The 12,266-nt window shown below is 42.8% G+C and carries 10 protein-coding genes; 9 read left to right on the top strand and 1 reads right to left on the bottom strand.

Annotation, left to right across the window (positions count from 1 at the left end):
• Nucleotides 1–18: 18 nt before the first annotated feature.
• From MHI23_RS15440 to MHI23_RS15425, 4 genes are all read left to right on the top strand, one after another.
• Nucleotides 19–1,434: a glycoside hydrolase family 28 protein gene (locus tag MHI23_RS15440; protein WP_125586101.1), complete on the top strand. Its 1,416-nt coding sequence runs from the start codon at nt 19–21 to the stop codon at nt 1,432–1,434.
• Nucleotides 1,435–1,581: 147 nt separating this feature from the next.
• A complete protein-coding gene (locus MHI23_RS15435) occupies nt 1,582–2,532 on the top strand; it encodes an ABC transporter substrate-binding protein (RefSeq protein WP_024426031.1) in 951 nt (316 codons plus the stop codon).
• Nucleotides 2,498–3,556, top strand: a complete 1,059-nt coding sequence (locus MHI23_RS15430) for an iron ABC transporter permease (protein WP_024423440.1) — start codon at nt 2,498–2,500, stop codon at nt 3,554–3,556. Before MHI23_RS15435 ends, MHI23_RS15430 begins: the two co-directional genes overlap by 35 nt.
• The gene (locus MHI23_RS15425) at nt 3,553–4,839 is read left to right on the top strand and encodes a heme ABC transporter ATP-binding protein (protein WP_125586103.1); all 1,287 of its coding nucleotides are present in this window, start codon (nt 3,553–3,555) and stop codon (nt 4,837–4,839) included. Before MHI23_RS15430 ends, MHI23_RS15425 begins: the two co-directional genes overlap by 4 nt.
• A 166-nt stretch (nt 4,840–5,005) precedes the next feature.
• On the opposite strand, the gene MHI23_RS15420 is transcribed toward MHI23_RS15425, so the two are convergent.
• Nucleotides 5,006–5,320: a putative quinol monooxygenase gene (locus tag MHI23_RS15420; RefSeq protein ID WP_103131605.1), complete on the bottom strand. Its 315-nt coding sequence runs from the start codon at nt 5,318–5,320 to the stop codon at nt 5,006–5,008.
• Nucleotides 5,321–5,615: 295 nt separating this feature from the next.
• Between MHI23_RS15420 and dapA the strand changes: the two genes are divergently transcribed.
• From dapA to MHI23_RS15395, 5 genes are all read left to right on the top strand, one after another.
• The gene (gene dapA / locus MHI23_RS15415) at nt 5,616–6,515 is read left to right on the top strand and encodes a 4-hydroxy-tetrahydrodipicolinate synthase (RefSeq protein ID WP_034623861.1); all 900 of its coding nucleotides are present in this window, start codon (nt 5,616–5,618) and stop codon (nt 6,513–6,515) included.
• 7 nt (nt 6,516–6,522) lie between these two features.
• Nucleotides 6,523–7,695: an iron-containing alcohol dehydrogenase gene (locus MHI23_RS15410; RefSeq protein ID WP_034623860.1), complete on the top strand. Its 1,173-nt coding sequence runs from the start codon at nt 6,523–6,525 to the stop codon at nt 7,693–7,695.
• Between the two features lie 63 nt (nt 7,696–7,758).
• Nucleotides 7,759–9,165, top strand: coding sequence for a sodium:solute symporter family protein (locus MHI23_RS15405; protein WP_024426026.1), 1,407 nt, complete (start codon nt 7,759–7,761; stop codon nt 9,163–9,165).
• Nucleotides 9,162–10,337: an exo-alpha-sialidase gene (locus MHI23_RS15400; RefSeq protein ID WP_125586105.1), complete on the top strand. Its 1,176-nt coding sequence runs from the start codon at nt 9,162–9,164 to the stop codon at nt 10,335–10,337. The genes MHI23_RS15405 and MHI23_RS15400 overlap by 4 nt, the downstream gene beginning before the upstream one ends.
• 147 nt (nt 10,338–10,484) lie before the next feature.
• Entirely contained in the window at nt 10,485–12,266 is a 1,782-nt protein-coding gene (locus tag MHI23_RS15395; protein ID WP_176544473.1) for a sigma-54-dependent transcriptional regulator, read from the top strand.

Raw genomic sequence — 12,266 nt, 5'->3', positions numbered from 1 at the left:
CGACTGGGGGATGAGGAAGTGTCTAAAAAACGGGATTTGATGTATATCACAGCAGGAACGGTACTAACTGGAGTTGGAATTGCTCGGTTAGCAAAGCAAGGGAAGAAAGATAAAAAAGTAAACGGAATTGATCAAGTGCTAAAGCAGATAAAAGCACCGCAGTTCCCAGATCGTGAATTGAATGTGGTGCATTATGGAGCAGATGCGGAAGGGCAAGAGCTTTCAACAAATGCTATTCAGTCTGCCATTGATGATGCGCACCGGTTGAAAGGGGGGCGGGTGCTGATCCCAGCAGGGACATTTATGACAGGTGCTTTAGAATTGAAAAGCAATGTAGAACTTCATCTGCATGAGAAAGCCTATGTGACATTCAGCCAAGACCCAAAGGATTACTTGCCTCTTGTACTGACAAGATATGAAGGGGTTGAACTTTATAATTATTCACCTCTCATTTATGCACACCATGCAGAAAATATCGCTATTACGGGAGCAGGAACGCTTGATGGCAGAGGGGATGAGCATCATTGGTGGCCTTGGAAGTATGGGACAAATGGCCAGCCCTCTCAGGATCGGGATCGCCAGCTTTTGTTTGAAATGGCGGAAAAGAGAATACCGGTAGAAGAAAGGGTATTTGGAGAAGGTCATTATTTAAGGTCAAGCTTTATTCAGCCATACCAATGTCAGCATGTGCTAATCGAAGGAGTGACAGTGAAGGATTCACCGATGTGGCAAATTCATCCTGTGTTAAGTGATAACGTCATCGTCCGCGGCGTTAAAATCATTGGGCATGGACCAAACACAGATGGTGTCAATCCGGAGTCTTGCCGGAATGTACTCATTGAAGATTGTTATTTTGATAACGGAGATGATTGTATTGCCATCAAATCGGGCAGAAACGAGGATGGACGGAGAATAGGGATTCCATCTGAAAACATTGTCATTCGTAGAAATGAGATGCGGGATGGACACGGCGGTGTGACGATCGGGAGCGAGATTTCTGGTGGGGTAAAGTATGTTTATGCAGAAGATAATGTCATGGACAGTCCGAACCTTGACCGGGCACTGCGTATTAAAACCAACTCTGTCAGAGGCGGTACCATTGAACATATTTATTTTAAAAACAATACAGTGAAAAGTCTAAAGCATGAAGTGGTCTGTATCGACATGATGTATGAGGAAGGAGATGCTGGTCCGCACCGTCCTGTTGTACGTCATATTGAAGTAGAAGGACTCAAAAGCAGCGGCGGACGATATGGTGTGAAAATAGCCGCATACGCACATTCTCCTGTGACACATTTTAAAATGAAAGATTGTGTCATAGATGAAGTGGCGTATCCCTTATCTTTAGAGCATGCCGTTTCTCCTGCTTTTCAGAAAGTCGTCATCAATGGAGAACAAATCAATTCATTGAAGAGTGAAAAACAGTCTTTTTAGAGGCTGTTTTTTTGTTTTATGAACAGAAAAGACGCTTTTAGAAATCACATATACAACCTATCTGCACTGTAGTATAATATTCCCGAAATTAGAAAAGAATTGACGAAAGAGATTTCGTTAAGCAGTACATAAACAGGGGGTTCACTCATGAAAAAGTTAACAGCTATTTGGCTATCGTTATTGCTTGTGATGGGTGTTTTAGCAGGATGTGCAGGCGCTGAGACAGATCACAAAGCAAAAGGGTCACAAAATAAAGAAACGGCCACTGCGGCTTTTCCAGTATCAATAAAAGATGCAGCTGGCAAAACAGTTGAAATCAAAGAACAGCCTAAACGAATTGTTTCGTTAATTCCAAGTAATACGGAAGTTGCTTATGCACTCGGTCTTGGAGATAAAATGGTTGGACGATCAGACTTTGACAATTATCCAAAGGAAGTCGAAAAGGTAGAGAAGATTGGCGGACTTGAATTCAATGTCGAGAAGGTCATTTCCTTAAAGCCAGATCTTGTCTTAGCACATGCATCTCAGATGGGATCAAAAGATGGATTTAAACAGCTTGAAGATGCAGGGATCCAAGTGCTGACTGTAAATGATGCAACGTCCTTTAAGGATGTGTACAAATCAATCAATATGATCGGTGAAGCAGCTGGCGTGAAAGAAGCATCAACAAAGCTTGTAGACGAAATGAAAACAAAGCTGAATGACATCAAGAAACAAGCAGAGGGGATTTCGAAAGATAAGCAAAAAACAGTCTTTGTCGAAGTGTCAGGTGCACCTGAAATCTATACAACTGGTAAAAATACATTTATGGATGAAATGCTTTCTGTTATCCATGCCAAAAATGCTGCTGGCGATCAAACTGGCTGGGTGCAAATGACAGAAGAATCGATCATCAAGCGAAATCCTGATGTTATCGTGACAATTGATGGTTCCAGCTTAGCTGACTTGAAAAAAAGAGACGGCTGGAATGCAATGAAAGCAGTGAAAGAAAAACAAGTCTTTCAATTGAATACGGATCTCGCATCAAGACCGGGACCGCGATTGGTTGAAGGAGTCGAGGCTCTTGCGAAAAACGTCTATCCTGATACGTTCAAATAAATTGACCATCGCATATACACTAAGTGTTTTACTTCTTGTGATGAGCATTGGAATGGGAATCTCCTTTGGAAGCTTAGGGATTCCCATTCCTTCTATTCTTCGTATATTTGTTCATGAACTATTCGGCGTGCAGTTTGGAACCATTGATTCTATCGATCGCAATATTATGATGAACATTCGGCTGCCAAGAGTCATATTAGCGGCATTAGTCGGAGCAGCACTTGCGTTATCTGGTGCAGCTTTTCAAGGTTTATTAAAAAATCCTCTTGCTGACCCTTATACGCTGGGGGTATCTCAAGGGGCATCAGTTGGAGCCGTAGCGACCCTGTTTTTCAGCTTGCAGCTCCCGCTTTTTGGTAGTTTCACACTGCCATTATTCAGTATGACAACAGCGCTTGTGACCCTCTGTCTCGTTCTCTTTTTTGCGCGTCTTGTTCATCGGGGGATGAGCATTTCTTCTTTAATTTTGACAGGAGTAATTTTCAGCTCTTTTTTGGGTGCGCTCATTTCATTGATGATTGCTTTAACAGGTGATGATCTAAAAGAGATCATTCATTGGCTGCTTGGCAGTGTGTCCATGAGGGGCTGGCGTTATATTGTGCTTTTTCTTCCTTTTTTTCTTATTGGGACCTTTGCGTTAATGTTGATGGGGCGGGATTTAAATGTGATGACGTATGGCGAGGAGAAGGCAAAGTTATTAGGTGTACATGTGAAAAGGAGCAAATATATTGTGCTGCTGGCGGGCTCGATCCTGACTGGAAGTGCAGTTGCGGTATCAGGGACGATCGGTTTTGTAGGACTTGTGATTCCGCATTTTATCCGCCTCTTAACTATCACGGATCATCGGCATCTGCTGCCTTTGTCTATGCTGAACGGTGCTTCCTTTCTTGTATTAGCAGATGTGTTATCCCGTACCATCATCGAGCCGACTGAATTACCGATTGGCATCATTACTGCGTTAATTGGTGCACCTGTATTTGGCATCATCCTCATTCGTAAATATAGAGGGGGGACGCACATATGATTCAAGTGAAAGAAATCAGAGGTGGATATGGAGAGAAAGAGGTCATTCGTGGCATTAATCTTGAAGTAAAGCAAGGAGAATTTCTCGGTATACTCGGTCCAAACGGGAGCGGGAAGACGACCCTTCTTAAAATGATGGCAGGGATTTTAGCACCTATGAGCGGTGAAGTACGTCTCGGCGGTCACCTTATTCAATCCTATCAGCCAAAGGCGCTTGCGCAAAAGATGGCAGTTCTGCCGCAGAAAACGGACCAAGCTTTTTCATTTACGGTGGAGGAAACCGTCCAATTTGGTCGTTATCCATATCAAAAAGGGTGGCTGCAATCTGTCACGCAAGAAGATGTGCAGGTCGTCAGCAAAGTCATGGAACAAACGGGTGTTGCACAGTTTAAGAATCAATCCATCCATGAGTTAAGCGGAGGAGAACAGCAGCGAGTGTATTTAGCACAGGCATTGGCGCAGCAGCCTGAATATTTATTGCTGGATGAACCAACGAGTTTCCTTGATTTAGCCTATCAAAAAGATTTGCTTGATTTAATTAAAGAAGAAACTGCTTCCTCTAGGTTAACGGTCATTGGCGTATTCCATGATGTGAACATCGCCAGTTTATATTGTGATCGGCTGCTGCTGCTTTATGAAGGAAAGACTGACATGTTAGGAATGCCGCATCACGTCTTGACCACTGAACGAATCAACCGTGTGTATGAAACAAATGTGACACCGCTCCAGCATCCATTTAGGGCAAACCCTCAGCTGATGGTTGAGCCTGCAACCCCTTCTAAAGCATCAATTGTAAACATAGCGGATGGTTGGAGGACATATGGTTCAGAAGGAATGACGTTTTCCATTAATCAGCCTCTTCGCATCCTTTCCTCACATAAGAAAAACGGCGGGTTCTTTTGGAAAAGGTCTATTGGAACGGGGACGAAGACGCTTCATGAGCAGCTAGAGTCAGCTGAAGAAATGCTGTTTTTCGAGCAAGCTAACAAATTAGCACAATTTGCCGCCGAAGACGCCGAAGACGATATGATCCTTTACGGCATGCTTCAGCAGGAAGCGTTGACCATTTGGCTTATCCTAAAACGATCTTTAGCAGATGGCGCAGTTGTTCAGCTCATGGGGCAGCTTATGCACATCATGAAGCAAGAAACAAGTTATCCGATCCATCATCTGTGCATCGCTGCACCCAATACGCAAGAAACGGAAGATGCTGACCATTTACACGAAAGATTAGGACAAAAGGTACAAAGGCTTCTTCAAACGTTGAATGTCATTCAAAAGTGAATGTACAATTATATTTAGGTTAGTTGAGTAAAACAGTTGAAATAAAAGGACTACACATATCTAAAATGTGTAGTCCTGACAATAGTTCTTAATCTTTGCTTTAAATAAGAAAAAAAGCTGTCACAATGACAGCCAGTTCTAATTTTATGTCTAAGACGGTCGAATTCTAATTAGATGAAATGCCCTTTCCGCCTCGTGTTATTAAAGTATTGATTCTTTCCATACCAGTAATAATTGGTTTCGCACGACTTATTAATGTTTGGGTAGCTTCGAGACCTAGAGACGCTTGATGGGCATCTTCATTTGCCCACACTTCATAAACATAAACAGAACTTGGTTCATTCTCGGAAATATTCACAAGATATATTTCACATTCATCCAAATTCTTCATTGATTCTGCTGCTTCTAACAGAATATCAACCATTTTTTCTTTTTCGCCTTCTTTTACCAAAAACTTGTTAAATAAACTAAATTTACTCATACCATCCTCCTTCATTTTGTCTTAATCATATTTTAGGCATTAAAAACTATATCTTCAATCGCTATTTTATAATGAAATAAAAAGGATGGTACGTTGAATGTCATTCAAAAGTGAACCAAAATGGTTCGCTTTTTTTGTTGAAAACATCAACAGCTATATAAGAAAAGGACGGATTATAGTGAAAAATCAAAAAAAGTGTTGCTAATTTAATCGAAATCCTTTTATAATAAATAACATGAAAGCGCTTAATTTATAATATGTTTAAAAATGCAACATGTAAGAAAGGGAGGATCATTTGAACATTCAAGGAATTATACCCGCTATTTTGACACCGCTTACTGAGAAAGAACATTTTCATCCCGAAGTGGCAACGCAATTAGTGAATCGTTTGATCGACTCAGGTGTACACGGCATCTTTGCTTTAGGCACAAATGGAGAGTTTCATCTGTTTTCAGAGGAAGAAAAGCTTCAAATTGCTGAAACTGTCGTGAATGCTGTTGGCAGACGAGTACCGGTATTCATTGGAGCAGGTGAAAATAGTACGGAGGCAACCATCAGGCTGTCAAATAAACTGGCAGATCTAGGGGTAGATGTTCTGTCTATCATTACACCTTATTTTGTTGCACCAACCCAAGAAGAGCTGTATGAGCACTTTCGCCACATATCTGAGAATGTGAATATTCCGATTCTGCTTTATAACATTCCATCTAGAACAGGAGTGTCGCTAGCACCAGAGACGGTTGCGCGGCTCAGTGCACTGCCGAATGTGCTAGGTATTAAAGACAGCAGTGGAAACATTGAAAATATCAAGGCATATTTGGATGTCACAAAAGATGAAGATTTTGTTGTCCTTGCAGGTACGGACTCACTCATTTTAGATACCTTGAAACTCGGCGGAGCAGGGGCGGTCGCAGCAACTGCAAATGTACTGCCTGAAACTGTCGTTGGACTCTATGAATCTTTTCAAAAAGGGAAGCTTGACGAAAGTGAGCACTTCCAGAAGCAGCTGCAGCCATTAAGAGCAACATTCGGTTTAGGGACATTACCAGCACCTTTGAAAAAGGCAGCAGAGCTTTATGGAATTCCGGTTGGCCCGCCCAGAAGCCCTGTAAAAGAGCTGTCAGGTGAGGCATTGGAAGCTGTGGCACAAATGGTTGAAGACTATCGCAAACAAGGAAAAGCGGCAAAGGAGTAGTGAAGAGATGACGATCACGCATTATCACTTTCAGACGGCATCACACATTGTATCTGGCGCAGGTTCTTTAGACCTTCTTGGGGAGAAATTAGATAGTTTAGGGCTTAGCGGACTCACATCCATTTTTATATTAACGCAGCCATCTATCGTATCACTTGGTTATGCAGATCACATCAAAAGAGAACTTGCGAAAAAGGGGATAGCAAGTGAGATAAGTACAGAAATCAAACCTGAACCAACAGAAGAAAATATCGAGGGCGTATTCCACACCTTTTTAAAAGGAGAGCATGACGCCATTATTGGCATTGGTGGCGGGAGTGTCCTTGATGCTGCAAAAATTCTAGCTGTTCTTAAGACAAACAATCAGCCGATTTCTGCTCTCGTTGGCACAAACCTTGTGGAAAAAAGGGGAGTGCCGACGATTCTAATTCCGACAACTTCTGGTACGGGATCTGAGGTGACACCAAATGCAATTGTGACTTTTCCAGAAAAGGAACTGAAAATTGGAATGGTTAGTCCGCATCTTTTGCCAGACCTTGTCATCTTAGATCCTGCACTTACTCTCAACTTGCCGAAATCTATTACCGCAGCTACAGGTATGGATGCTTTTACGCATGCGCTTGAATCTTATATTTCAAATAAAGCCAATCCATTCAGTGACATGTTTGCCTTGGAATCGATGCGACTGATTTCAGGAAGTATTCAGGAAGCGTATCATCACGGGGATCATATGAAGGCAAGAGAAAATATGCTTGTTGGTGCTATGTATGGGGGAATGGCGCTTACAAGTGCCGGAACTGCGGCTGTTCACGCCATGGCTTATCCATTAGGGGGGAAATACAAGATTTCTCATGGTGTTGCTAATTCCATGCTGCTTCCGCACGTCACTGCTTTTAATGCAGATCATATCATTGATCGGCTTGAACATGTGGCAAGAGCAATAGGACTAGCGGGAGCTCACACAAAGCAGGAGCTTGCAGATCGTGTGATTCATCAAATTGAAGAATGGACAGCGGATTTACACATACCACAGCAGCTCAAAGCTTTTGGCGTGTCGAAGGAGGATGTACCGGCACTTGCTCAAGCAGCTTCAGAGGTGAAGAGATTAATGGACAACAATCCAAAGCCAATGTCTGTTTCCGAAATTGAACAGGTATACATGAAACTGCTTGACGCTTAATGCTTCATTGGATGGGACATGAGAAGTTGCTTCACACGGCTTGCACACAAAGGGGGATTTTAAATGAATGTCTTAAGCAGTTCTGTCATCACATTTATTTTGATCGTCATTATTCTCTATATACTATTTACGACTTGGCTGACGATGCGTTTCCGCAGTAAATCCAATTCAGAATTTAACAATGCTGCTAAGTCACTTCCAGCCATTGTAGTCGGTATCTTGCTCATGAGTGAATTCATTGGAACGAAATCCACTGTTGGAACTGCAGAATCTGCCTTTACGCATGGGCTTTCTGCTTCATGGTCTATTGTGACCGTCGCTATCGCCTTTTTTATTTTTTCCTTTTTCTTAGTAGGCAAGTTTTATCGAACAGGACAGTACACCATTTCAGGTATTATCGATCAGAAGTTTGGAAAATCAACGAAGCTAGTTGTTTCTGTTATTATGATTGCTGCATTACTGCTTGTGAATCTAGGAAACTATTTAAGTGGGTCAGCTGCTATTGCATCCATTTTAGGGCTTCCTTTAATGACCTGTGCGATCATTACGGCCGTTGTGAGTACATTTTATTTTACATTCGGAGGAATGAAAGGGGTAGCATGGGTCACGATCCTTCATTCGATCGTGAAGTATGCTGGGATTTTAATTACACTAGGGGTAGCCCTTTACTTAACAAAAGGCTTTGAACCGATGAAACAAACGATGCCTGATCATTTCTTTACATGGGACGGGACAATTGGATGGGGGACAATTGGAGCTTGGTTTATAGGAAACATGGGGGCCATCTTTGCTACGCAGTTTATTATTCAAGCAATCACCTCGTCGAAAAGTGAGCGTGAGGCAAAGAAATCGACACTTTATGCAGCTCTGCTTTGTTTGCCGCTCGCCGTTGCGATTGGTGTGATCGGTGTTGCTGCACATTATTTGTATCCAGACATTGATCCTATTTATGCCTTCCCTGTCTTTTTACAGCATATGAATCCAATTTTGAGTGCCATTGTGGCAACATCGCTTGTGGCATCCATCTTTGTCGGTGTGTCGACGGTCGCGCTTGCGACGACGACCTTAATTATGGATGATTTTTATGTACCGAAAATGAATCCAACACCAGAGCAGAGAATGAAAATCACGAGGTATGTGGCTGTACTCGTTGGAATTGTGCCTCTTGTCGGAGTGGCACTTGCGCCGGAGCTGCTGTCCCTTTCCTTTTTTACAAGGGCGCTTCGAACATCGATCGCCGTTGTAGCAGCAATGGGCTTTTACTTGCCATACTTTAATTCAAATAGAGGGGCGACCATTGGCCTTGCTGCTTCAGGTGTTACCACGACAGTTTGGTATTTACTCGATAATCCGTTCGGAATCGATAATATGTATATTGCCATTATCATTCCTTTCCTTGTGCTGGTAATCGATCGACTTATCAGTCCGCCTGCTAAAAAGGATCAATCATTGAAAGGAGAATTGTCATGACAAATGAAGAGACTGTGATGAAAATAGATGGAATTTTGCGACAAAATGAACAAGATACAGAGAGAAAAGAAGCCTTTCTGCCAACAGACTGTGTGCAAAATCATGCGGCCAATTTACTTGAGCTGGATAATGGAGATGTATTATGTGTTTGGTTTGGCGGAACGCAGGAGGGAATACCTGATATCTCAATCTATATGTCGAGACTCAAACGGGGAAGTAACAAGTGGACAGAGGCAGTGAAGTTATCTAACGATCCTGCACGCTCTGAACAAAATCCAGTTCTGTTTCAAGAGGGAAATGGCAGACTATGGCTGCTGTATACCGCGCAGCTATCTGGGAATCAAGATACCGCCATCGTGAGATACCGGCTATCAGAGGATAGAGGTGAGACATGGGGTGAGATTGATACTTTGTTTGAACAGCCGGGTACGTTTATACGGCAGCCGATTGTTGTACTGGATAATCAAGATTGGCTGCTGCCCGTCTTCTATTGTAGGACCATTCCAGGCGTCAAATGGACAGGGAACCGGGATGTCAGTGCTGTGAAGATTTCATCCGACCAAGGAAAGACATGGGATGAGGTCATTGTACCAAACAGCACGGGCTGTGTTCATATGAATATTGGAAAGTGTGCAGACGGATCCCTCATAGCCCTCTTTAGAAGCCGGTTTGCTGATTCGATTTATATCAGCCGTTCCGTCGATCATGGACGGACATGGTCTGAGCCAAAGGCGACGGAGCTGCCCAATAATAATTCATCCATTCAATTTACAGTGCTCCAAAATGGGCATCTTGCCCTTGTCTATAATCATATCAATGCGGATGAGCAAACAGAAAGAAGAGCTTCTTTATACGATGAAATTGAGGATGAAGGCGATACGCGCACGGCGGTTGATACAGAAGCACGTCCAGCGTTTTGGGGAACACCGCGTGCACCAATGACTTTGGCGCTCTCTGAGGATAATGGTCATACATGGCCTATCAGACGTAACCTTGAAGTGGGTGATGGATATGCGATGACAAACAATTCAAAGGATAAACTAAATCGAGAGTATTCTTATCCATCCATCACGGAAGGAAAAGACGGGAAGCTGCATATTGCGTTTACGTATTATCGGCAGGCGATCAAATATGTGTGTGTGACAGAAGAATGGGTCAATCGCACTTCTTAACTGCAAGAGGGCCCTGCTTCTGGTGAATTGTAACCCTCATTTGCTTCATTTATAATTGATGTTTGGAGGGTTGTCCCCATTTTCTATCGGCTGGACTCCCTCAAGGTATGTCTCATGATGAAGAGATAAAAAATGGGGGTCCTTTTCATGAATATCAAAGTGTTAGGTGTTGCGCCGTATAAAGGGTTGGGAGATGTGTTAATCGACCTTGCCAAAGAAGAAAAAAATATCACATTCCAGCTTGTAGTCGGAGATCTTCGGTCTGGGGTTGCTCTCGCAGAACAAGCAGAAGCTCAAGGGATGGATATCATTATGAGCCGGGGCGGAACAGCTGCGCTCATTCAAAAACATGTGAACATCCCAGTAGTGGATATCCCTGTGTCAGGGTACGACTTGCTTCGTGCCTTAACGCTGATAAAAGATTATCAAGGTAAAAAAGCGGTCGTGGGTTTTGAAAATATCACTCAAGGTGTCCGCACCATTGGGGAATTATACGGAATTAAAATTGATATTTACACAGTGCAGCAAGAGGAAGAGGTATGGGATCTCTTAAAACAATTACAAGATCAAGGGACACAGGTTGTGCTTGGAGATGTTATTACAGATAAAGCGGCTAAAGAGCTGGGAATGCAGAGTATGCTCATTACATCAGGTCGTGAATCGGTGAAAGAAGCATTTCATCAAGCAAAACAAATGTATCGTTTATATAAAGAGGCGACAGCTGAACAGCGTCTTTTTCGTGAAATGATTGATCAAGAGCCAAAAGGCATGCTGATCGTCGATCCACACAACAAACTTCATTTTATGAATCAACAAATGAAACAATGGACAGAAAAAGGATTATTTGCACCGTCTACTTCTCATGCCGATGTGATTACATGGTGTCCAGCACTTGAACCGGCACTAAAGGCGATTCGAGAAGGGAAACAAAATGGTTATTCTCAAATATCTCATCAGCAGCAAGTGTGGCATGTCAAAGGAAGCATGCTATCGAAAGGCGAGTTGCTTGTGACGATTGAAAGGCCTTCGGCTGTGATGAATCAAGAAGGTCATCGTATTTGGACGCTTGCGTCGCCTATTCATTCAGAACATCCATTTGCTCTTTTTACAGAACAGAGCCCGAAAATGAAAGATGTGATCAAAAGGGCAAAAGCGTTTAGCCAAACGGAGCGCTCGATTTGCCTGTATGGTGAACAAGGAACTGGTAAATCAAGCCTTGCATTTGCCATCCATCAAATGAGCGAGAGGAAAGATGAGAGCTTTACAACGGTACATTGCAGACGTTTGACAGAACCGGAAGATTTAAAATCAATCCCTCTGCATCAAAAAGGGACGATGTTTCTAAAGGATATTGAGAGCGTTCCAATGGATATACAGCAGCTCATTGCTGAGCAGATGCATCATCATCAGAATATTCGCTGGATGGCTGCGTCTCAAGTGGATTTGTTCAAATTGATGCAATCTGGAGCGTTTTGTGAGGAATTATATATAGGCTTACAGGAGCTCACGATTCATGTCCCTCCGTTGTCTGAACGGCCAGAAGATATTGAGGACATGAGCAGGTTATTTATTGCGGAACTAAATTCTCTTTACGGGACGCAGGTGGTTGGGCTGTCAGCAGATGTGATTGAAGCCTTTCAACACCAGAAATTCAGAGAAAATGTCAGGCAGTTCAAGCGGATCATTGAGGAGCTTGTGCTGACGACAAAAAGTGGATATATCACGTTGAATAAGGCAAAGGCAGCAATTGATCAGCTTGCTTTTGAAAATGAAGAAAAACAGCTGTCCAGCTATTTGAATGGAACGCTTGATGAAATTGAAAGACGGATTATCAAAACGGTGCTGGAAGAAGAAAATATGAATCAATCAAAGGCAGCAAAGCGGTTGAATATCAACCGTACGACGCTATGGAGAAAGCTAAAGGAATAA

It is taken from the genome of Bacillus sp. FSL M7-0003 (assembly GCF_038628485.1).
Classification (GTDB): Bacteria; Bacillota; Bacilli; order Bacillales; family Bacillaceae; genus Bacillus; species Bacillus safensis.
The sequence above is the reverse complement of the archived record's forward strand: the minus strand, read 5'-3'. Positions and strand labels throughout refer to the sequence as shown.